This is a genomic window from Pseudomonas sp. R1-15, from assembly GCF_051132085.1.
Taxonomy (GTDB): domain Bacteria; phylum Pseudomonadota; class Gammaproteobacteria; order Pseudomonadales; family Pseudomonadaceae; genus Aquipseudomonas.
The window spans coordinates 39,286-61,565 of record NZ_CP071660.1; the positions used below are offsets into that span (position 1 = coordinate 39,286).

Genomic DNA, 22,280 nt, shown 5'->3' on the forward strand with positions numbered 1-22,280 from the left:
GATAAAAAGCCTCCTGGGTGATGACCGGTTGGTCAGCGGCTACAAGCATGGGCGGGGCTCGCTTTCCAAGGTTATTACCCAATGGAATCGCGACTTTTTCGCGGTTTTTATGAGCAGGAGCAGTGTGGGATGGCCTTTGGCTTGTGTATGCTCGGTGCTCGTTTCGGGTGCAGCACGCGCCCCTGAATAAGAACAAGAACATCGCCTATGACCTCCAGTTCCGATCTGGCGGGGCCCTGCGTGGAGCCGCGCCTCATCTGCAAGCAGTACGCCACGGAAATGGCCGTCGAACGCACCAGGCTGTTATATCAGGGTTCGCTGCTGCCCACGCTGTTCATGCTGCTCAACGGGCTGGTGTGCGCGGCGCTGTTATGGACGCCGTCGCGCTACTTTCTGGTCAGCGTCTGGTTGGTCTGGTTGCTGTCGCTGGTGGCGTTGCGGGTGATTCAGGTGGCCGCGTTCGATTCGGCGATACCAAGCCGCCAGGCGCACCCGATCTGGTTGCGCATGTTCCTGCTGGGCTCGGCCATGACCGGCCTGACGCTGGCCGGTGCCGGTATCGCCCTGGTCCCGGCGGACAGCTTCCAACAACAGGCCTGGGTATTCGGCCTGATCGGCGCGGCCACGCTGTCAGCGAGTGTCGCCTATGCCGTGAGCCTTGCGGCGTTCCTGTCCTTTACCTTGCCCTGCCTGTTGCCGGCCATCGGTTATCTTTTCTGGGGCGGCGACGAGCAGCAGCGTGGCTGGGGCTGGCTTGGGCTGGTGGTGCTGGTTTCGCTGAGTGTGGTGGCCTGGCAGGTCAATCGGCTGATACAGAACGGCATGCTGCGCCGGTTCCAGAACCAGGCACTGATCGAGCATCTGCAGCAAGCACAAGCCCGCGGCGCCCAGCTTAACGAGGCATTGGCCCGGGAGGTCGAACAACGCCGTTCTGCCGAAGCCCAGCTGCGTACGGCGCAGGTTGGCCTGGAGGCGCGGGTCGCACAGCGCAGCCTTGAACTGGAGGCGGCCAGCCAGGCGCTGAGTAAAAGCGAAGCACGCCTGGCACTGGCGCTCAAGGCCAGTGAGTTGGGGTTGTGGGATTGGAACCTGCAGACCGATGAGGTCCATCACACCCAACTCAAGGAGCTGTTTGGCCTGGAACCCGAGTACATAACGGCGATGCTCAGTCATCTCACCCCGCGCCTGCATCCGCAGGATCTTCCGGCGCTCAAGCGTGCCCTGGTAGAGCATCTCAAGGGCCGCAGCGAGGATTACCAGATTGAATACCGCGTCCGTCATGGCGACGGCCATTGGGTCTGGATCGAAGACCGTGGCCGGGCGGTGGAGCGCAGCGCGAGCGGTCGAGTGCTGCGCATGGTCGGCACCCGGCGAGACATCAGCGCCAGCAAAGAGCTTGAACAACAGCGGCAACTGGCGGCCACGGTCTTTGAAGCGGCCAGCGAAGGCATTGTGATTTTCGACCCCAACTACGCGTTGCTGGCGGCCAACCAGGCGTTCGCCCGGGTTACCGGCTTCGATATCGCCGACATGCTGGGGCGCAGCGTGGTCGACCTACCCTGCAGTCGCGATGCACGCCGGCACTATCCGATCATTCGCCAAGCCCTCAAGCAGCATGGCACCTGGCAAGGCGAGCTGGTGGAAGCGCGGGCCAACGGTGAACTCTACCCGCAGTGGTTGCAGTTGAATGTGGTGCGTGATCTGCGAGGAAAAGTCAGCCATGTGGTGGGCTTCTTCGCCGATCTCTCGGCCCGCCGCGAATCCGAGGAGCGGATGCGCTACCTCACTCATTACGACGAGCTGACCGGATTGGCCAACCGCTCGCTGTTCCGCGAGCGCCTGCACGAGGCCCATCAACGAGTTCGCCAGGGCGGGCGCCGCAGCCTGGCACTGCTGCACATCAACCTTGATCGCTTCAAGTTGCTCAACGACAGCCTCGGCCACGATATCGCCGACCAGTTGCTGCAGAAAATGGCTCGCCGCCTGATCAATGCGTTGCCGGAAGCCGACACCATTGCCAGGCTGTCCGGAGACGAGTTCGCCGTGTTGTTCGACGCCTATGGCAACCTTTCCAGCCTGGCGAGGGTAGCGACCCGGCTATCTGCCAAGCTGCGGCTGCCCCTGACGATCGAGGGGCATGAACTGGTGGTCAGCGCTTCGATCGGCATCAGCCTGTTGCCCGACAACGCTCGGGAAATCTCCACGCTGGTCAGCCAGGCGAACATGGCGATGCAACACGCCAAGCACCTGGGCGGCAATAGCTTCCAGTTTTATACCGACAGCCTTCAGGCCAGCACGCTGGAACGTCTGCAATTGGAGAACCAGTTGCGCAAGGCACTTGAGGAACAGCAACTGAGCGTTTTCTACCAGCCCAAACTGTGCCTGGCGACCGGTCGCCTGAACGCGGCCGAGGCGCTGGTGCGCTGGGACCATCCGACCATGGGCCAGATTCCACCCGCTGACTTCATCGGCTTGGCCGAGGAGACCGGGCTGATCGGACCCATTGGCGAATTCGTGCTCCGCCAGGCCTGCTGGCAGGCGTGCGAATGGCAGCGCCAGGGGCTTGCGCCTATCAGGGTGTCAGTCAATCTCTCGGTGCATCAGTTGCGCCAGGGAAAACTCGTCAGTCTTGTACGCCAAGTGTTGGAGGAGACCGGCCTGGCCCCGCAATACCTGGAGCTGGAGCTGACCGAGAGCCAGTTGCTCGACAGCGTCGAGCACATCATCGCTACGTTCCAGCAACTGCGCGATCTTGGGGTCAAGCTGGCGATTGATGACTTTGGCACCGGCTATTCTTCGCTGAGCTATCTCAAACGTATCCCGGTGGATTACGTGAAGATCGACCAGGCATTTGTTCGTGGCCTGGCGGAGGGCGGGGAGGACGCAGCCATCACCCGGGCAATCATCGCCATGGCTCATGGGCTGTCGCTCAAGGTAGTGGCCGAAGGTGTCGAGCGGCAGGAGCAGCTGGATTTCCTGAAAAACGAGCAATGCGACGAGGTTCAAGGCTATCTCATCAGCCGACCGGTGGGAGCCGAAGGCTTGGCCCGCCTGATGCTCGAGCAGAATAAGCCTGCTTTGTAGCAAAGGGCCCAAGGTACTGCGATGGCTAGCCTTCGTAACGGCTACACGAAGCGTCCCCCGCCAAAACAAGGGGGAACAAGGCCAATTCAGTTACGTATTGGGCGGGCAGAAAGCCAATTCCTGTAGTATAACTACAAGCTTGCTACATCCCGGCACCCGCCCCATAACAAGAGTCCAGTCCTTTGAACCTGTTGCAACACATCGCCCAGTCGCGCCATCTGCTACGCAAGTCGGAACTGAAGGTCGCCGATCATGTACTGCTTGATCCTGCGGCTGTGATGCACAGTTCCATGGCCGACTTGGCCCACAGCGTCGGCATCAGCGAACCGACCATCGTGCGTTTTTGCCGCGCGATCGGTTGTTCGGGTTTTCAGGACCTGAAGCTCAAATTGGCGCAGAGCCTGGCGGCGGGTGCGAGTTTTGGCCAATTCGCGATTCATGAAGACGATTCGGTCGCCGATTACAGCCTGAAAATCTTCGACACGACCCTGCACACCCTGATGGAAGTTCGCGAGAAGCTCGATCCGGTGGCGTTGCAAAAAGCGGTTACGGCCATGTCCCAGGCCCAACGTGTCGAGTTCTATGGTTTTGGTGCTTCTGGCGCGGTCGCGGCCGATGCCCAGCACAAGTTCTTCCGTCTGTTGCTCACGGCGGCGGCCTATTCCGATCCACACATGCAGGCAATGTCGGCGGTCACGTTGAAGCCTACCGACGTGGCGATCTGTATTTCCCAGTCGGGTCGCTCCAAGGACTTGTTGATCACTGCGAACCTGGTACGCGAAAGCGGTGCTTCGCTGATCACCTTGTGCCCGAGCCAGACGCCATTGGCTGAGTTGTCGACGGTGAACCTGGCGATAGACGTGCATGAAGATACGGAAATCTACACGCCATTGACCTCGCGCATCGCGCATCTGGTGGTCATCGATGTGTTGGCCATGGGCGTCGCCATGGCGCGCGGCCCGAGCCTGGTCAATCACCTCAAGAGTGTGAAGCGCAGCCTTCGCAGCTTGCGGTTGTCGCCCAAGTCGGTGAAGGCGCTGGATGACTGAGCGCTGTTCCCGGGGTTGAGGGGTTTCTGTGGCAGGGGAGCACCCCTGCGAATTCATCGTTCTGTAACGCTCGCGCCGCCAAATCGTCATCGCGCGCCGTCATCTTGAAACTCCCGTATACGTCTTGGGAGTCTCGACATGACCCAGTCCTACGAAGACCGCAGCGCCGCCAAAACCCGTCGCCAACAGGAAGACCAACGCCGCATGGCGTTCCGCCGCGCGATCGAAGATCGCTATGAGCAACGGCAGCTTCTGGCAGAAATCAGCGAATTTCCTGACGCCGTAGAGTTCAATTACTGGCAGGCAGCGCCGGCGGCTTCCCGTCGAAACGCTCAACCAGGCCGATAATCTGGGCGCGCTCGCCGCGCACGAATGCCAGAAAGGCATGAGCCACCGGTGACAAGCGCTTAGCCCTGGCCTGCACCAGGCACCAGCTGCGGTACAGCGGCAGCTCCTCAACCGGCAACTCGATGAGTGCGCCGGAGCTTAGCTCGCGGCTTACGGCGTGGCGCGTCAACAGTGCCACGCCCAGCCCGGCCACCACGCACTCGCGCTGGGCCTCCGCCGACGCCACTTCCAGCGTCTGGGTGAAATGCACCCGCTTCTCCTTGAAATACTCCTCGCACGCCAGCCGCGTGCCCGAACCGGGCTCGCGCAACAGCAGCGTATAAGGTTCCAGGTCCTGCAGCCGCAGCGGGCCAATGTGGCAAAGCGGATGGTCGGGTGGCGCCACGGCAACGATCGGGTTGTTGAGAAATGGCAGGAATTCCAGGCCCATGTCCTGGGGAACCATCGACATGATCACTAGATCGTCACGGTTGTCTGAAAGGCGCCGGATCACCTGGCCGCGATTGACCACGGTGAGGTTCAGATTGACCTCGGGATGTTGACGCTTGAACGCGGCGAACAGATGCGGGACGAAATACTTGGCACTGGATTCTACCGCCAGCTTCAATTGCCCCTGCAGCGAACCCTGCATGTCCGAAAGCTGCATGTCGAGGTTCTCCAGCCGCCCGAAGATATCCCGACTGGCGCGTTGCAGGGCTTCGGCCGCTTCGGTCATGTAGAGTTTTTTTCCGACGTACTCAAACAGCGGCTGGCCAATCAGCTCTTCAAGGGATCGAATCTGTAGGCTAACGGCCGGTTGTGTGAGAGACATTTCATCAGCCGCGCGGCTGTATGACCTCAGGTCGCACACCTCATTGAAAATCTGCAATTGACGCAACGTCATACGCATCAATGACTTACGCATATATCTGGCTCTCGGGGCGGGGGCGGGCAAGACGACTATAAGTCTTTGCTTATGCACGACCCAACAAATATTCATTTTTGTTAATCAACGACCGGGACTAGTGTGGAGCTGCGACCAATTGTTACATCTGGTCACGCATCGGCCTGGACCTCAGGCCGTGGGTATCACCGGCTCAAGGGAACCTCCAATTGATAACAAAGATCCTGATCGCCAACCGCGGTGAGATTGCCGTCCGAATCGTGCGCGCCTGCGCCGAAATGGGCATTCGCTCGGTCGCGGTCTATTCCGACGCCGACCGCCATGCCTTGCATGTCAAGCGTGCGGACGAGGCCCACAGCATCGGCGCCGATCCGCTGGCCGGCTATCTCAATCCGCGCAAACTGGTGAACCTGGCGGTGGAAACCGGCTGCGACGCGCTGCACCCCGGCTACGGCTTCCTCTCGGAAAACGCCGAACTGGCGGACATCTGCGCCGAGCGCGGAATCAAATTCATTGGCCCGTCGGCGGAAGTCATTCGCCGCATGGGCGACAAGACCGAAGCGCGCCGCAGCATGATCAAGGCCGGTGTACCAGTGACCCCGGGTACCGAAGGCAACGTGGCGGGTATCGAAGAGGCCCTGACCGAAGGTGATCGGATCGGTTACCCAGTGATGCTCAAGGCCACGTCCGGCGGTGGTGGCCGTGGTATCCGTCGCTGCAACAGTCGTGAAGAGCTCGAGCAGGCCTTCCCGCGCGTCATCTCCGAAGCCACCAAAGCGTTCGGTTCGGCGGAAGTGTTCCTGGAAAAATGCATCGTCAATCCCAAGCACATCGAAGCGCAGATCCTCGGTGACAGTTTCGGCAACGTGGTGCACCTGTTCGAACGTGACTGCTCGATCCAGCGCCGTAACCAGAAGCTGATCGAAATCGCCCCGAGTCCGCAACTGACGCCTGAACAGCGCGCCTACATCGGCGACCTCTCGGTGCGCGCCGCCAAGGCCGTGGGCTACGAAAATGCCGGCACCGTGGAGTTCCTGCTCGCCGAGGGCGAGGTGTACTTCATGGAGATGAACACTCGGGTGCAGGTGGAACACACCATCACCGAAGAAATCACCGGTATCGACATCGTTCGCGAGCAGATCCGCATCGCCTCCGGGCTGCCGTTGTCGGTCAAGCAGGAAGACATCCAGCACCGGGGCTTTGCGTTGCAGTTCCGCATCAACGCCGAAGACCCGAAAAACAACTTCCTGCCCAGCTTCGGCAAGATCACCCGTTATTACGCACCGGGTGGCCCGGGCGTGCGCACCGACACAGCAATCTATACCGGCTACACCATTCCGCCGTTCTACGATTCGATGTGCCTGAAACTGGTGGTCTGGGCGCTGACCTGGGAAGAAGCGATGGACCGTGGCCTGCGAGCCCTGGATGACATGCGCCTGCAGGGGGTCAAGACCACCGCCGCGTATTACCAGGAGATCCTGCGTAATCCGGAATTCCGCAGCGGCCAGTTCAACACCAGCTTTGTTGAAAGCCATCCCGAACTGACCAATTACTCGATCAAGCGCAAACCCGAAGAGCTGGCCCTGGCCATCGCCGCCGCCATCGCCGCCCACGCAGGCCTGTAAGGAATCATGACAATGTCCAAGAAGATCCACGTTACCGACACAATCCTGCGCGACGCCCACCAATCGCTGCTCGCGACCCGCATGCGTACCGAAGACATGCTGCCGATCTGCGACAAGCTCGACAAAGTCGGCTACTGGTCGCTGGAAGTCTGGGGCGGCGCCACCTTCGACGCCTGCGTGCGCTTCCTGAAAGAAGATCCGTGGGAGCGTCTGCGCCAACTGCGCGCAGCGTTGCCCAACACTCGCTTGCAGATGCTGCTGCGCGGTCAGAACCTGCTCGGCTATCGCCATTACAGCGATGATGTGGTCAAGGCGTTTGTCGCCAAGGCCGCGGTCAACGGCATCGATGTGTTCCGTATTTTCGACGCGATGAACGACGTGCGTAACTTGCGCGTCGCCATCGAAGCGGTGAAGGCTGCCGGCAAGCATGCCCAAGGCACCATCGCCTATACCACCAGCCCGGTGCACACCATCGAAGCCTTTGTGGCCCAGGCCAAGCAGATGGAGGCTATGGGGTGCGACTCGGTGGCGATCAAGGACATGGCCGGCCTGCTGACTCCCTATGCCACTGGCGAACTGGTCAAGGCGCTGAAGGCCGAGCAATCGTTGCCGGTATTCATCCACTCCCATGACACCGCCGGCCTCGCCGCGATGTGCCAGCTCAAGGCTGTCGAGAACGGCGCCGACCACATCGACACGGCCATTTCCAGCTTCGCCTGGGGCACCAGCCATCCGGGTACCGAATCGATGGTAGCCGCCCTCAAGGGCAGCGAGTTCGACACTGGCCTGGACCTGGAACTGTTGCAGGAAATCGGCCTGTATTTCTACGCCGTGCGCAAGAAGTACCACCAGTTCGAAAGCGAGTTCACCGCGGTGGATACCCGCGTCCAGGTCAACCAGGTACCAGGCGGAATGATTTCCAACCTGGCCAACCAGTTGAAAGAGCAGGGCGCACTGAACCGCATGAACGAAGTGTTGGCGGAGATTCCGCGAGTGCGCGAAGACCTCGGCTTCCCGCCGCTGGTAACCCCGACCTCACAGATCGTCGGCACCCAGGCATTCTTCAACGTGTTGGCCGGTGAGCGCTACAAGACCATCACCAACGAGGTGAAGCTCTATCTGCAAGGCGGCTACGGCAAGGCGCCAGGTGCGGTGAACGAGAAGCTGCGCCGCCAGGCCATCGGTAGTGAAGACGTGATCGACGTCCGTCCCGCCGACCTGCTCAAGCCGGAGATGACCCGGCTGCGTGGCGAAATCGGCGCCTTGGCCAAATCCGAGGAAGACGTGCTGACCTATGCGATGTTCCCGGACATCGGTCGCAAGTTTCTCGAGGAGCGCGAAGCCGGCACCTTGACCCCGGAAGTGCTGTTGCCTATCCCCGAAGCGGGCAGTGTGAGCTCTGCCGGCGGCGAGGGTGTGCCGACCGAGTTCGTCATTGATGTCCACGGCGAAACCTACCGCGTCGACATTACCGGCGTTGGCGTCAAGGCCGAGGGCAAGCGTCATTTCTATCTGTCCATTGACGGCATGCCGGAAGAGGTCGTGTTCGAACCGCTCAACGAATTTGTCGGCGGCGGCAGCAGCAAGCGCAAGCAAGCCACTGCGCCAGGCCACGTCAGCACCACCATGCCGGGCAACATCGTCGATGTGCTGGTCAAGGAGGGCGATGTGGTGAAAGCCGGCCAAGCCGTGTTGATTACCGAAGCCATGAAAATGGAGACCGAAGTCCAGGCAGCCATACCGGGCAAGGTCACGGCCATTCATGTTGCCAAGGGCGACCGGGTCAATCCGGGCGAGATCCTGGTCGAAATCGAAGGCTGATCCAAACAGCCTCGATGCAACGTTTTACCTCGGGGGAGCAGGTGCTCCCCTTTTTTTTGCCCGTCAGAACGCCATCCGCCACTGTCCCACCAGCGCACCGTTGCGGTTGTCCTGCCCTGTTTCGCCGCTGTAGCTCAACCCCAGGGTATGACGTGGCGAAACCGCCAGGTCCAGCCCTGCCTGCAGAAGCAAGCTGTCGCGGTCCAGTTCGCCACCTTTGATGTGATAAGTGCTGCTTCCCCTGACCAGGCGTTGATGGGAGCTACCCTGGACGTCCCCATACAAGTGCTTCCAGCCGATGTCCAGACGGGGCGTCACGCGCATGCCGCGATCAAGCAGGAAGGGGCGGGCGAGGCGCAGGCCCAGGTCGCTGCTGAAGTGTTCCTGGGCCTGGCCGTTGTACTGTAATGCCGCATCGCCGCCTTTCTCCGTGAAGCCGTCACGTTGATAACGTTGGTAGCCCACTTGGGCATAGGGCTCGAGTTCGAAATGGCCGATATCCAGCTGGTAGCCAAGTTGCCCGAAAACCTGCTGCGTCGTCGCATCGTAGCGACCTTTCAGACGATCCCTGAACCCATTGAATGCAACGTGGCGTTTGATGCTGCCGTCATGATTGCCATGGACAACGCCCAGGCGCAGCGCCAGCGGCCCGTCCTGGCGCAAGGCATACGCGCCCACCAGCCAACTGTCGAGAGCGCCATCGAACTGATCGCCGTCGAGCCGCGTCCGGGTTGTGCTGCCGATAAGGCCCAGCCGCCAATCGGGGCTGACAGCCCAGTCGGTTCCCAGCATCAAGCCTTGTGTCGAATGCTTCATGGCCACGCCGCCCGGTTGCTTGGCGAGGCTGCCACTGTTGCCGATGGCCTGGACCCAGACCTGGCCGTTGCCGTGCCCACTCGCCGGGTTTCGCCGGCCCATGGCCGAGAGCATGCCGCTGCTGATTGGCGCGACGCTGCTCAGGGTGGCGTTGCCAAGGTTTGCCGTGTCATGGCCGCTCAGTTGGTCGATGGCGACAGCGGCGGTGGCCATGTTGGTGCCAAGCAGGGCGTTGATGGCGGCGTTGGGTTTGGGGGCAGGTTTGACAACTTCTGCTTTGGCTGCGGGCTTAGCCTCGGCGCTGGCAACAACCGTGGAGGGTGCGGTGGGCACTGACGTTGGACGATCGGCTTGCGGCTCGGCGGCAGGCGAGTGCGCAACGTGTGCCGCGCTGGCGGGCTCGGGCTGCACTGGGCTAACCGATCGCTGCGGCTCAATGGCCTCCACGAATTCGAGTCCGTTGGCAGAGGAAGCTGCCTCTCCCAGCGGGACATCGTTGCGCTCGAAGGTCAGCCCCACCTGTTTTTCGAGGGTGTAGTCAGGAGTGGCGGTCAAAAAGGCGAGTTCATCGACAACCTTGCCGAATGTCCCTTCAATCTTCTCCGCCTCGATCACGATGCGTCTGTTTGTGTCGACGAATTCTCCCGGTACGGAAGCGATCTTCAGAGTGGCATTGCCCAACGTAGCGGTGCCGCCAACCTTGATTGTGCTGCTGCCTTTCTCGGCGTCGATTGCGTAAACCAGCGTCGCGCTCTTGGAAAGCTTCAGGTCATTCGTCACCGAAGGGGCTCCCATTGCGGGGCCGACTTCCAGGGTGCCCGCCACGTCCAGCGCATCGACCGTCCCGCTGCCGCTGAAGCGGGCCTTTTTTCCCACGAAGACAGGCCCGGTGACCGTGCCTTGGTTGGTGAGTTCGCCAAGAACGTGCACCGCGCCGTTGATGTGGCCGGTGTTCAGCAATTTGGCCTTCGAGTCGACCAGGCTATTTGCGTCGAGACGATTGCTGTTCGACCATTCGCCTTGCTTCAAATACAGGTCCTGGAAATTGCGTATCTCGCCTAATTCGCCTCCCTGGTTATCCAGCTGCAAGACGTTGGCTCCGCCGCCGCCGTCGGTGAGCCCGAAGAGTCTGCCTTGCTTGCTGACCATCACCAGATCGTTGCTGTCGTCCTTCAATAAAGCGTTTTCGCGAACGCTCGTCACGTTGTCGCGCTTTGTATCAGGTGTTGGTGCCATGAACGCCTTGAGACGAGCCTGCATCTCGGTTGTTGTTTCCAAGGGGCGGGTTTCCCCGGCAACTGACTGAGCTATCGAAGACTCGACACAACCCAGTGCCAAGGCGATCGCCAGTGCGAGATGTTGGGGCAGGAATACATGTTTGGTAGGCATCGAATGCGATCTCTCATGAATGAGGTCGCACTTTAGAAATTCCCTCTGGATGGCGATGCCAGCCATGTTCTCGCCGCAGACAGGATTTGGCGGATGGAATCTGTAGGCTGTTCGTGCTGCGATCAGCGCGTCGTCCGGTTGGATTTCAGGGTTCGCAGCTTTGCCCTACAGCGCGTATGGGCCTTTCTGTTTGATCGACACCTGAAGTTTTTCATCGGGCCGCACCCAGTGCTTTCGGCCCTTGAGGAATGGCGGCTTTTCGCGGGCAATCGTCGTGTTCGGAAGGCTTGTTTATGTCCTTGCGATGAGAAGAGACTCGCTCCCTGAAAGCGCAATTGATCAACTGCTTGATACAGATTGAGCACGCGATGGTAGGCTTGCGGCCGACCAAAGTTGGCTTTGTAAACCCATTCTGCGTTTCGCGTAGGATAGTTCCGGGATACAGAAATCCAGCGTTGTATCGTTGGGACCTCGTCTATAGTCCTCTCGTCATCGACAAAATCGGTGATCGATCTTAGCCGGTCGAACAAGAGTGCACGAGCGCCCCCAATGGCGGCGCTTTTTGCTGCCCGTGTTTTACATTTATGGCGGCTGTGCGGGGGACATCTTCGGGTGTGCCGGGTTCTCTTGTCCGGTCGGCTAACCCGCGTACAGCTGCCACCAATATTCGTTTAGCCGCGAACGGTGGTAGCTCCTGACTCAAGAGAGCAAACCGATGACCAAGTATCACCCCCTTCAAGCCAATACCAGCGGCGGCCCCACACTGTTTATCGACACAGAAGCTGGCGCCTCCGATCTTCTGGAAACCGCTGCGCACCGCATCAAAGCCGCCCGCGACTTACTCAACAGTGTTTCCTATCTCTGCATGAAAAACGCCGAGGGTTATGACCTGGAGCATTTCGCCAACGCCGCGCATCTGTTGTTACAGGACGGATGTGATGCATTGGAAGTGTTGGGGTGGAGTATCGGTGGAGGTGATATCCAATCCTCACCTGCTAGCGATTCTGCTGTACATCAGGCAGATTTTCCCGTCTAACCACTAAGCTGCAGAGTTGGTGGGACCTTAGGATTGGGATTTAAGTCTTTGAATGGTCCGGCCCCTTCGCGAGCAGGCTCGCTCCCACAGGGATCCCTGTATGCCGTGAGGTCTGGGTCTGTCGAAGGTTCAGTGTGGGAGCGAGCCTGCTCGCGAAGGCGGTGGGTCAGTTGCGTAAGTACCAGCATGTGCCCCGCTCTTGCTCTTGCTCTTGCTCTGCTTTTGATTTTGATCTCGGCGCCCCGTTAACCACGCTGGCCGAACGCAGGCATTGCGCAGTGGGCAACCCGGCATGGATGCCGGGTTAGCCGCGCTGGGCCATGGATGGCCCTTCGCGGCGGCCCACGGAGCAATGCCGGAGTGAGGGCACACCGAGCCTAGGCGAGGTGCCAAGTGGTGGGGCAGAAGCGCTTTGCTTACTTTCGCGCTCTTCGAAAGTGAGCCGCTGTAAAAGCGGAACCATAAGCCGCCGTTACCGCAGCAACGGATATGTACACGGCCCTAAGAGCACATCCCCCAGCAACACCTCAGCGATTATGCAGATAAGCCTTCCCATAATGCCGCTCCATCCGCGCCTGAATCAGCTCCAGCGCAATGGACATCAACCAATAGATAACCGCCGCCGTAGTCAGCATCTCGATATACCGATAGCTGGAACGACCATAGGACTGCGCCAGAAACATCACCTCCCAGACCCCCATTACCGAGATCAGCGAGGAATCCTTGAGCATCGAGATAAACTGGTTGGTGGTCGGCGGGATGATGGTACGCATGGCCTGGGGCAGGGTGACGCGCCAGAAAATCACGGTTTCACCCATGCCCAGGGCGAGGGAAGCTTCCCGTTGGCCGTGAGGCACGCCGAGAATCCCGGCACGGAAGATTTCGCTCAAGTAGGCGCCGTAGTTGAGTGACAGGGCGATGATCCCCGCAGCGATGGCGCCCGGAACCACACCTAGTTGCGGCAGGCCCAGGTAGATCAGCAAGATCTGGATCAGCAGCGGCGTCCCACGAAAGAACGACGCGTAGAAGCTGGCGATGCCGAACGCCACCGCACTGCTGGACAAGCGCGCCAGCGCAGTGATGAAACCCAGCAGTGACGAGGCGACGATGGAGCACAGGCACAAGAACAGTGTCAGCACTGCGCCCTGGAGAAAGCCGTTGGGCGCCAGGTGCACGCCCAGCAGGTTCGGCAGTTTGTCGAGGATGATCGAGAACTTCAGGTCGAAACTCAGGAAGAAACTGGCGAACAGCACCAGCATCGCGGCCCAGGTCAGATACAGCCGTGTGCGAAAACCGAAGATTTTTTGCAGGCGCGACTCAGCCACCGGTGGAGGCGGCTGGATAGGGGGCGGAAAAGAACTCATTGGCTGATGTCGGCACCGATCCATTTTTGCGAGAGCTTGCTCAGGGTGCCGTCCTGCTTCAGTTGGGCAAAGACTTCACGCACCTTGCTGTTCCACTCGGCGTCGCCTTTCTCGATGGCAACCGAATTAGGCTCTGAATACAGTGGCTCGCCCGCCAGCTTGAAGCGCTTGTCTTCGGTCAGGCGTGGCTGCGCGGTCACCAGGTTGGTCAGCACCGCATCCAGCCGAACCCCGGCGCCGAGGCCCAGGTCTTGGAACGCCACGTTGTCGGTATCGTATGGCGCGATTTGCACATCCTCGAACGGGTAGCTCAACTGGGTATCCTCGGCGCCTTCGATCACCAGGTTCTTGTTCAGGTAGCTTTCGTAGCTGGAGGCGCTGGTGAGGCCGACTTTCTTGCCGCTCAGGTCCTTGGCGCCATGGATGCTGTCGTCCTTGGCGTTGACCACGATCACCGCTGGCGAGGCGTAGTACCGCACCGGAAAATCGAACACTTCGGCGCGGGCCTTGCTCGGTGTCATCGAGCAGATGCAGATGTCGTAGCGGCCACTCCAATGGCCGGCCGCGATCACATCCCACGAGGGCGTTTCCAAGCGCAGCTTGACCCCAAGCTTTTGCGCGACGGCCTTGGCGACGTCCACGTCGAAACCGTCAAGCTGGTTCTGGTCATTGAGAAAAGAGAAGGGCGGGTAGCTTTCCATCAACACGCCGACCAGTTCTTTTTTCTGCTCGATACGGTCCAGCGTGGTGCCGGCAAGGATCGATGAAGAAGCGGCCAGCAGCGTCAAGCCCAGGGCAAGCGGTAAAGGTAATTTCACGATAAATCCCAGGCTGAAAAATAGGTTGTGATTGGCGGAAGAGTGCGCATTAAATAGTTATAAGAACGACTCCGATAGTGAGTATTTTTCATAAGCTTATGAGTGAATCGCATATGGCCGCAGCAAGGACAACTATTCTCGACGGCGGCATGGGCCGTGAGCTACAACGCCGTGGTGCGCCGTTTAGACAGCCCGAGTGGTCGGCCCTGGCCCTGAGCGAAGCGCCCCAGGCTGTGGAGGCGGTGCATGCGGCTTATATCGCCAGCGGCGCCGATGTGATTACCAGCAACAGCTACGCCGTGGTGCCCTTTCATATCGGTGAGACGCGCTTTGCCAAGGAAGGCCAGGCGTTGGCGGCATTGGCGGGGGAATTGGCCAGGCGGGCGGTGCAGGCTTCAGGCAAAGCGGTGCGGGTGGCCGGATCGCTCCCTCCGCTGTTTGGTTCCTACCGTCCCGATCTGTTCGATGCCTCCCGCGCCAGCGAACTGCTGGCGCCATTGGTTGCTGGCCTGACATCTCATGTCGACCTGTGGCTGGCCGAGACCCAGAGTTCGACCGTCGAGGCGCGGGCCATTCATGCCGGGCTGCCGAAGGACGGCAAGCCGTTCTGGCTGTCGTTTACCTTGAAAGACGAAGACACCGATGAAGTGCCGCGCCTGCGCTCCGGCGAGCCGGTGGCGGACGCCGCGGCAGTGGCGGCGGAGCTGGGGGTCGAGACGCTGCTGTTCAATTGCAGCCAGCCCGAGGTGATTGGCGCAGCGATCGACGCGGCGCGCGAAACCTTCGAGCGCCTGGGCGTTAAAATCCACATCGGTGCCTACGCCAACGCCTTTCCGCCGCAGCCCAAGGAAGCGACAGCCAATGACGGGTTGGACCCGCTGCGCGAAGACCTCGATCCGCCGGGCTATCTGCGGTGGGCGGCGGACTGGCGCAAGCGTGGGGCCAGTCACTTGGGCGGCTGTTGCGGCATCGGGCCGGAGCACATTGCGGTGTTGGCACAGCAACTGCGCTGACCCTGGTTGCAAGCCCCGTGGCGAGGAAGCAAGCGCCCTCGCCACGAAGGCATCGCATACGCTGCGTGGTTCGCGCCGAGGGTCAGGCTCGGCACTGTGCGAGACTGCGCACCTGGCCATCCGCGCTCTGGTTTTCCTCACTCAGCCAGCGCTCGAAGGCTGCCCCGATCACCGGCCATTCCGAATCCAGCATCGAATACCACGCGGTGTCGCGGTTCTGCCCCTTGACCACCATATGCTGGCGAAATACGCCTTCAAATGTGAACCCCAGCCGCTCGGCGGCATACCGGGAACGAGCGTTGGCGTTGTTGCATTTCCATTCCAGGCGCCGATAGCCCAGGGCGAAACACTCTTTCGCCAGCAGGTAGATCGCCTCGGTACTTTTCGGCGAGCGCTGCATCGGCGCGCCGAAGGTGACATGGCCAATCTCGATACGCCCTTGCGCCGGCACGATGGACATGAGGCTGAGAATACCTTGCACGTCGCCACTGGCGCGGTCGATCACGCTGAAGAAATACGGATCTATGTTGGCCGCATGGTTGTTCAGCCAGGTATCGAACCCGCTGCGCTCCTTGAACGGGCCGTAGGGCAGGTAATCCCAGAGCTTCGGGTCGGCGTCGGGCCCTTCGAGGGCTTGCCACAATCCGTCGGCGTGACGCGCCGGGTCGAGTTTTTCCAGGCGGATGAAGCGTCCTTCGAGCAAGCGCGTAAACGGCGCCGGGACACCTTTCCAATCAGCGAGCGAAGTGGACATGCTGCGTTCCTTAGAGGGCTTTGCGAAATTGAATGAAGCCAGGGCGTTCGGCAATCCGCTCGTAGAGCTGGATCGCGGTCGCGTTGGTCTCGTGGGTCAGCCAGTGCACTTTGCAACATCCGTCCGCCTTGGCGGTGGCGTAGACAAATTCGATGAGTTGGCGACCTGCGCCCTTGCCTCGGCAGTGTTCTGCCACCAGCAGATCCTGAAGATAGCAGGAGTTCTCCACGCTCCAGTTGGAACGGTGGTAGATGAAATGCACCAGGCCCACCGCCGTGTCGCCATCCCAGGCGAGCGCGCCATGGGTGGGCTCACGGTCGTCGAGCAAGCGTTGCCAGGTGCTCTGGCTCACCGCGTCTGGCAGTTCGGTGTTGTAGAACCGCAGGTAGGCCTGCCATAGCGGCAGCCAGGCAGCGTGGTCGGCGGCGGTGACAAGGCGGATCTCGAGCTGGCTCATGTTCACTCCTGAGGCGATTGTTCAGGCATCAGGCGTGCGAGTGCCTGATCCTGCGGGTCGGGGCTCGCGGCGAGCCCATTGCGAACCCCGGCGGCATCCGCGGGGCTGCGGTTCTGGCTGAGCTTGCGCTTGCCTTCCAGACGCTGGATGGGCAGCGCGAAGCCGACGATGGCCTTGAGCATGCTGTCGATATATTCCGCCGGGGCGTCGTCGATTTTCCATGGCTGGGCCCGACCGCTTTCATGGCGGTGGGTGAGCTCGCCGACCAGGTTGCGCAGCCGTTGAGGATCGCTGAACACCTCGGCATTGCCATAGGCGTGGACGGCGAGGTAATTCCAGGTGGGCACGACCTTGCCGTGCTCGGCCTTGCCGGGGTAGAACCCCGGGCTGACATAAGCGTCGGCGCCTGAAAATACCACCAGCGCTTCGGCACCGGCTTCCAGGTCACGCCACTGCGGATTGGCGCGAGCCATGTGCCCATGGAGGGTTCCGTTCGGTCCCTGTCGTGTGTCCAGCAACAGCGGCAGATGGCTGGCCTGCAAGCCGTGTTCGCCGTGGGTAACCAATACGGCGAGGCGACAGTCATCCATCATGCGATGCAAGTGAGGCAGGTCTTCCACAGCAAAGGCTTTTGGGTTGTACATGGAAATTTTTTCCTTGGCGATTGGCATCATCGTAGGCAGGCTATTGGTCTGTTGTAAGAGCCACTTCCGGCCAATTCGACAGGTCCATTTGCAGGTGCAGTTATGCCCGATGCCGTACCGCCATTGTCTTTTAATCCCGCCGGCATCGAGCTGGACCGCCGCCATGGGCTCAGTCGCCAGCTCTATCAGGCGTTGCGTGCGCGAGTACTGGACGGACGCCTGGCCAGCGGCACGCGGTTGCCGGCCAGCCGCGACCTGGCGGCGGCGTTGTCGATTTCCCGCAACAGCGTGGTACGTGCCTACGACCAGCTGTATGCCGAAGGCTTCATAGAAGGGCGAGTAGGCGACGGCACCTACGTGGCGAAACTTTCACCGCTGGCATTGCCGTCTGGAAAATTATCCACAAAACCATCCACAGGGTTTTCAACAGGCTTACCCACAGCCTTATCCACAATTCAGCTTGATTCACCTGTGTTTCCATCCAGCAAAGTTATCCACAGCAACGCGCTCGAACGGGTCGAAAAGCATCATTTGGCCCAGCCCCCGAGCGGACCGCCAAGAGCGTTTCGGGTCGGCGTCCCGGCGTTCGATCTGTTTCCTTTCGACGTGTGGGCCAAGCTGAACGCGGCGTTCTGGCGAAAACCGGACCTGCAGCAGTTGTGCTACGGCGATGCCCAAGGCGATGCGCGCCTGCGCGGCCTGGTCGCGGCCTACCTGCGTAGTTCACGGGGTTTGCACTGCTCGGCTGAGCAAATTGTGATCACCAGTGGCGCGCAACAGGCGATCAGCCTTTGTGCACAGTTGCTGGTGGACCCTGGCGACATCGTCGCGGTGGAAAATCCCGGCTATCGCGCCGCGGGGCATGCGTTTGCCGTGGCCGGTGGCGATGTGCGGGGCGTGCCGGTGGACAGCGACGGGCTCGATTGTGCAGCGCTGGGTGCACTGGACCACTGTCGGCTGGCTTACGTGACGCCATCCCATCAATATCCGACCGGAGTCGTCATGAGCCTGGCGCGGCGGCTGGAACTGCTGGCCTGGGCCGGGCACAACGATGGCTGGATCGTCGAAGACGACTATGACGGCGAGTACCGCTACAGCGGCGCGCCGCTGGCGCCCTTGGCTGCGCTGGATCGCGGAGGCCGCGTCCTGTATGTCGGGACGTTCGGCAAGGTTGCGTTCCCGGCGTTGCGCCTGGGTTACCTGGTGTTGCCGCCCGGCCTGGTCGATGCCTTCGCCCGCCGTCGGGCGGTGGATGTGCGCCATTCTGAAGTCAGCACTCAAGCGGTGATGGCCGAATTCATGGCCGCTGGACATTTCCAGCGGCACATCAGGCGTATGCGTCGGGCCGCTCTGGCCCGCCGCGATGCGCTTCTGGCGGGCTGGCCGGAGGCTGTCGCAGGCGTTGGCGCGATGCCCACCGTGGTCGCCGGGCTGCACGTCACGGTTCCAGTGCAGAGCATCGAGCGCGAGCGCGAGCTGGTTGCCCAGGCCGCCGGCGTGGGCATCGAAATCAACGGATTGAGCAGTTATTGGCTGCCCGCCACGGCGCCGTCCCAAATCCGTGCAGGCATGGTGCTGGGGTTCGCCGCCGTGCCGCCTGCGGCGATAGACACTGCGCTGGCAAGCTTGGCAAAAGCCTGGGGAATCCGTTGATACGGAGCCGGGCGCGCGCCCCCGGCCCTGGAGTTCATACCGAGGCTGCAGCCTGCGTCACTGGCCGGATTTAATCCGCGTCCAGGCCCTCGTCCGTGCCCGCTCGGCATCCCTCGGCAAGGGTTGCAACGTGTACAGCGTCGTCATTGCCGCCTCGGTCGGGTACAGGTTGGGATTGTTGCGGATTGCCGGATCGACCATGTCGGTGGCGTCCTTGTTCGGGTTCGGGTAGCCGACAAAGTCACTGACGGGCGCGATCACCTTCGGCTGCAACAGATAGTCGATGAAGGCGTAGGCGTCGTCCGGGTTCTTCGCGCCCTTGGGAATGGCCAGCATGTCGAACCAGATCGGCGCGCCTTCCTTGGGCAGGCGCATGTCCACGGTCACGCCGTTCTTGGCCTCCTTGGCGCGGTTGGCGGCCTGGGAGAAGCTGCCGGAGTAGCCGACCGCTACGCAGATATCACCGTTGGCGATGTCGGCCATGTACTTGGACGAGTGAAAATAGGTGATGTGCGGGCGGATCTTCATCAGCAGCGCTTCGGCCTTGGCATAGTCCGCCGGTTTTTTGCTGTTGGGATCCAGGCCCAGGTGCTGCAGGGCCAAGGGCAGGATTTCCGAAGGCGAATCGAGCAGGGCCACGCCGCACTGCTTGAGCTTGCTGATGTTTTCTTCCTTGAAGATCAGGTCCCAACTGTCCACCGGCGCATTGTCGCCCAGCGCGGCCTTGACTTTGGCCGGGTTGAAGCCGATCAGGATGGTGCCGTACATGTAGGGCACCGCAAACTTGTTGCCCGGATCGTTGGCTTCGATCAGCTTCATCAGCTTGGGATCGAGGTGGCTCCAGTTCGGCAATTTGCTGCGGTCCAGGGGCTGGAAAACGCCGGCCTCGATCTGCTTGGCCAGGAACACATTGGACGGCACGACCACATCGTAGCCGGCGTTACCGGTGAGCAGCTTGGCCTCCAGGGCTTCGTTGGTGTCGAAGATGTCGTAGACCAGTTTGACCTGGCTGTGCTGCGCCTTGAAGTCTTCAAGGGCCTTGGGCGTGATGTAGTCGAACCAGTTGTAGACACGCAGGGTGCGCTCCTCGGCCTGGACCGCGCCGCACAGCAGCGTGGCGCAGAGGGCTGGAGCCATCAGACGCTTGAGTCTTTTCATGCTGATATTCCTCATTGGGCGCTTTGAAAACCTTCGAGAACGTTCACCGCATTGATGCCGATTTCTTCCACCGCATAACCCCCTTCCATCACGAACAGCGTCGGTTTGCCGAGCGCCGCGATGCGTTTGCCCATCGCCAGGTAATCCGGACTGTCGAGCTTGAATTGAGAGATCGGGTCGTCCTTGAAGGTGTCCACGCCCAGGGAGACGACGATGACATCGGCGTCATAGTTCAGGACCTCGCCGCAGGCCTGTTCGAGGGCGGCGCTCCAGCTGTCCCAGCCGGAACCGGCGGGCAGTGGGTAGTTGAAATTGAATCCCGTGCCGGTACCTTCGCCGCGCTCGTCGGCGTAGCCCAGGAAGAACGGGAATTCGGCTTCGGGATGGCCATGGATCGAGGCGAACAACACATCGCTGCGTTGGTAGAAAATCGATTGAGTGCCGTTGCCATGGTGGTAGTCCACGTCGAGGATCGCGACCTTCCGGTGGCCCTGGTCAAGGAAAGCCTGGGCGGCGATCGCCGCGTTGTTGAGGTAGCAATAACCGCCCATCAAGTCGCTGGCGGCGTGGTGCCCCGGTGGCCGACACAACGCGAAGGCACTGCGGGCACCGCGCTGGATTTCGGCTTGGGCGGTGAGGGCGACCTGGGCTGCACTGTAGGCGGCCTGCCAGGTGCCGGCGGTAATCGGGGCGCCGCCGTCGAAACTGTAATAGCCGAGTTGACCGTGCAGGCTCGTCGGGATAACGGTACGCAGGGTGCGCGCCGGCCAGGTATAGGGCAGCAGGTCGCCGTCGCGGTTGAATTCGCTCCAGCGGTCCCAGGCACTCTCGAAGAATTCGAGGTATTGCGGACTGTGGATGCGCTGGATCGGCGCCAGGCCGAAATCCCGTGGCGCCTCCACCGGCCCTAACGCCCGGGCCTTGACCCGCTCCAATACATGATCGGCGCGGGAGGGCATTTCGAAGCAGGGCATCAGCTGCCCGTCCATCAACTCGCAACGTCCATGGTGCAGGTGGTGATCGTCGGAATAGATCGTCAGCATTCTTGTTCTCCGCAGGGGCTGATCCGGTATCCACAGTCTTGCGGCGCGCCGCGTTTGGGAGAACGGCAGGAGAGGCCAAAAGGGGATCGAAATGGCCAAAATAGTTGACCGTAAATCGCCCCTTGTTGGCGCGGGCATGCGCCGGTTCGGGGCAACGCCGATATCCAGGCCTCCCCTTATGTCCCGTGGCGAGGGAGCTTGCTCCCGCTGGGTGGCGAAGCCGCCCCAAACGCTTGACGCATCTTCTACAGATAAACCGCGTTATCCGATTTACGACGGCTGCGCCGCCGAGCGGGAGCAAGCTCCCTCGCCACGGGGGCTGCGTTCATGGCCTGAACTGACTCGGCGCCACGCCGCTCCAGCGTACGAATGCGTGGCGGAAGCTGGCTGTTTCGCTGAAACCGAGCATTTCGGCGATCCGGTAGATCGGCAATTGATCTTCACCGAGCATCTGCTTGGCCCGTTCGAAGCGCAGTTCATCGAGCAATTCCTGGTAGCTGCAGCCCAGGTCCTTGAGATGCCGGCGCAGGGTGCGCGCCGAGCAGTTCATCTGTTCGGCCAAGCCTTCCAGGCCTGGCGGCGCATCCAGTTGTGCGGCGAGCGAGTGGCGGATGCGTCCCAGCCAGGCCTGCCTGCCAGTGAACTCGGTGTTCTGGCGGCGGCAGCGTTCGGCCATGGCGTGATGAGTGATGGGGTCAGCCAGTGGCAAGGGCTGCGCGAGCCAGTGACGATCGAAGGCGAACGCGTTGTCGATACTGTTAAAACGCACAGAGCACTCGAACAGGGCCTCATAACGTGCCTGATAATCCGGTGCCGAGTGTTCGAAACGTGTCGCCCGCAAGGGGAGCGCATGACCGAGCAGGTCGTTGCAGATGACCCTCAGCGAGACCATGCAGAACTCGGCATTGAACACCGCCAGGGCCGGGTTTTCCCGATAGTCGCTGGCGCTGAGCCAGATGTGCTCGCCGTCGTCTTCCAGTGTCAGCTCAAAGAGTGTTCCCAATAACGCCGGGTAACGCAGCGCCAGGCGTAAAGCGTCACCTAAGGTGGCGCTGGTGAGCAGGGCATAGCCGAGCATGCCGTAGGACGAAACGTGCATGTTGCGGCCCAATTCCAGGCCTATGTCACGTTTGAGCGCCACGGCGTTGGCGCAGACCTGCATCTCCTGGTTGGTGGTGATGCGTGTGTCCGCCCGGCTCAGGTCCGCCAGGCTGATGCCGCTGCCGGCCAACAGCGCTTCACTGGGCAAGCCTTCGTTCTTGAACGCGTTGAGCACCAAGGAGACCGCGTTGAGCGTGGTGAGGTGGGAATGCAGCATGGTCCGT

18 protein-coding genes are annotated in these 22,280 nt (G+C 61.1%); 8 read left to right on the forward strand and 10 right to left on the reverse strand.

Annotated features, from left to right (window positions below):
• Window positions 1-207: 207 nt before the first annotated feature.
• The 3 genes from J3P97_RS00190 (at window position 208) to J3P97_RS00200 (ending at window position 4,481) form a co-directional block, all read left to right on the forward strand.
• Entirely contained in the window at window positions 208-3,084 is a 2,877-nt protein-coding gene (locus tag J3P97_RS00190; RefSeq protein ID WP_434602385.1) for an EAL domain-containing protein, read from the forward strand.
• A 182-nt stretch (window positions 3,085-3,266) separates the two neighbouring features.
• A complete protein-coding gene (hexR, locus tag J3P97_RS00195; protein ID WP_003187110.1) occupies window positions 3,267-4,133 on the forward strand; it encodes a transcriptional regulator HexR in 867 nt (288 codons plus the stop codon).
• Window positions 4,134-4,271: 138 nt separating this feature from the next.
• Window positions 4,272-4,481, forward strand: coding sequence for a PA3496 family putative envelope integrity protein (locus tag J3P97_RS00200; protein ID WP_305497700.1), 210 nt, complete (start codon window positions 4,272-4,274; stop codon window positions 4,479-4,481).
• On the opposite strand, the gene J3P97_RS00205 is transcribed toward J3P97_RS00200, so the two are convergent.
• Window positions 4,423-5,385: a LysR family transcriptional regulator gene (locus tag J3P97_RS00205; protein ID WP_336072855.1), complete on the reverse strand. Its 963-nt coding sequence runs from the start codon at window positions 5,383-5,385 to the stop codon at window positions 4,423-4,425. The two genes, J3P97_RS00200 and J3P97_RS00205, sit on opposite strands and share 59 nt — an antisense overlap.
• 188 nt (window positions 5,386-5,573) lie before the next feature.
• On the opposite strand from J3P97_RS00205, the gene J3P97_RS00210 reads away from it, so the two are divergent.
• The gene (locus J3P97_RS00210; RefSeq protein ID WP_003187105.1) at window positions 5,574-6,989 is read left to right on the forward strand and encodes an acetyl-CoA carboxylase biotin carboxylase subunit; all 1,416 of its coding nucleotides are present in this window, start codon (window positions 5,574-5,576) and stop codon (window positions 6,987-6,989) included.
• Between the two features lie 12 nt (window positions 6,990-7,001).
• A complete protein-coding gene (gene oadA / locus J3P97_RS00215; protein ID WP_434570619.1) occupies window positions 7,002-8,810 on the forward strand; it encodes a sodium-extruding oxaloacetate decarboxylase subunit alpha in 1,809 nt (602 codons plus the stop codon).
• Window positions 8,811-8,873: 63 nt separating this feature from the next.
• Here the strand turns inward: oadA and J3P97_RS00220 are convergent, their stop codons facing one another.
• Window positions 8,874-11,081 carry an autotransporter outer membrane beta-barrel domain-containing protein gene (locus J3P97_RS00220; protein ID WP_434673205.1) on the reverse strand — a complete coding sequence of 736 codons (2,208 nt, stop codon included), beginning with the start codon at window positions 11,079-11,081 and terminating at the stop codon, window positions 8,874-8,876.
• Window positions 11,082-11,730: 649 nt separating this feature from the next.
• Here J3P97_RS00220 and J3P97_RS00225 point away from each other — a divergent pair.
• Window positions 11,731-12,051 carry a hypothetical protein gene (locus J3P97_RS00225; protein WP_434673206.1) on the forward strand — a complete coding sequence of 107 codons (321 nt, stop codon included), beginning with the start codon at window positions 11,731-11,733 and terminating at the stop codon, window positions 12,049-12,051.
• 527 nt (window positions 12,052-12,578) lie between these two features.
• Here J3P97_RS00225 and J3P97_RS00230 read toward each other — a convergent pair.
• Together J3P97_RS00230 and J3P97_RS00235 are read right to left on the reverse strand one after the other, a co-directional pair.
• Complete coding sequence (locus J3P97_RS00230) at window positions 12,579-13,415, reverse strand: amino acid ABC transporter permease (RefSeq protein WP_434626811.1); 837 nt, start codon at window positions 13,413-13,415, stop codon at window positions 12,579-12,581.
• Window positions 13,412-14,233: an ABC transporter substrate-binding protein gene (locus J3P97_RS00235; protein ID WP_434570609.1), complete on the reverse strand. Its 822-nt coding sequence runs from the start codon at window positions 14,231-14,233 to the stop codon at window positions 13,412-13,414. Before J3P97_RS00235 ends, J3P97_RS00230 begins: the two co-directional genes overlap by 4 nt.
• A 113-nt stretch (window positions 14,234-14,346) precedes the next feature.
• Between J3P97_RS00235 and J3P97_RS00240 the strand changes: the two genes are divergently transcribed.
• Window positions 14,347-15,246, forward strand: coding sequence for a homocysteine S-methyltransferase family protein (locus J3P97_RS00240; RefSeq protein ID WP_434673207.1), 900 nt, complete (start codon window positions 14,347-14,349; stop codon window positions 15,244-15,246).
• Between the two features lie 82 nt (window positions 15,247-15,328).
• Here J3P97_RS00240 and J3P97_RS00245 read toward each other — a convergent pair whose 3' ends face one another.
• The 3 genes from J3P97_RS00245 to J3P97_RS00255 are packed head-to-tail and all read right to left on the reverse strand — an operon-like array spanning window position 15,329 to window position 17,101.
• Window positions 15,329-16,000, reverse strand: a complete 672-nt coding sequence (locus tag J3P97_RS00245; RefSeq protein ID WP_434673208.1) for a GNAT family N-acetyltransferase — start codon at window positions 15,998-16,000, stop codon at window positions 15,329-15,331.
• Between the two features lie 10 nt (window positions 16,001-16,010).
• Window positions 16,011-16,457 (reverse strand): GNAT family N-acetyltransferase, encoded by a 447-nt coding sequence (locus J3P97_RS00250; protein ID WP_434570605.1) that lies wholly within the window; start codon window positions 16,455-16,457, stop codon window positions 16,011-16,013.
• A 2-nt stretch (window positions 16,458-16,459) separates the two neighbouring features.
• Complete coding sequence (locus tag J3P97_RS00255) at window positions 16,460-17,101, reverse strand: FMN-binding negative transcriptional regulator (RefSeq protein WP_434570603.1); 642 nt, start codon at window positions 17,099-17,101, stop codon at window positions 16,460-16,462.
• Window positions 17,102-17,203: 102 nt separating this feature from the next.
• On the opposite strand from J3P97_RS00255, the gene J3P97_RS00260 reads away from it, so the two are divergent.
• Window positions 17,204-18,754, forward strand: a complete 1,551-nt coding sequence (locus J3P97_RS00260) for a PLP-dependent aminotransferase family protein (RefSeq protein WP_434673209.1) — start codon at window positions 17,204-17,206, stop codon at window positions 18,752-18,754.
• A 57-nt stretch (window positions 18,755-18,811) separates the two neighbouring features.
• Here the strand turns inward: J3P97_RS00260 and J3P97_RS00265 are convergent, their stop codons facing one another.
• The 3 genes from J3P97_RS00265 to J3P97_RS00275 form a co-directional block, all read right to left on the reverse strand.
• A complete protein-coding gene (locus J3P97_RS00265) occupies window positions 18,812-19,912 on the reverse strand; it encodes a polyamine ABC transporter substrate-binding protein (protein WP_434673210.1) in 1,101 nt (366 codons plus the stop codon).
• Between the two features lie 11 nt (window positions 19,913-19,923).
• The gene (locus J3P97_RS00270; protein ID WP_434673211.1) at window positions 19,924-20,955 is read right to left on the reverse strand and encodes a histone deacetylase family protein; all 1,032 of its coding nucleotides are present in this window, start codon (window positions 20,953-20,955) and stop codon (window positions 19,924-19,926) included.
• A gap of 325 nt (window positions 20,956-21,280) precedes the next feature.
• Window positions 21,281-22,273, reverse strand: coding sequence for an AraC family transcriptional regulator (locus J3P97_RS00275; protein ID WP_434673212.1), 993 nt, complete (start codon window positions 22,271-22,273; stop codon window positions 21,281-21,283).
• Between the last annotated feature and the right edge of the window lie 7 nt (window positions 22,274-22,280).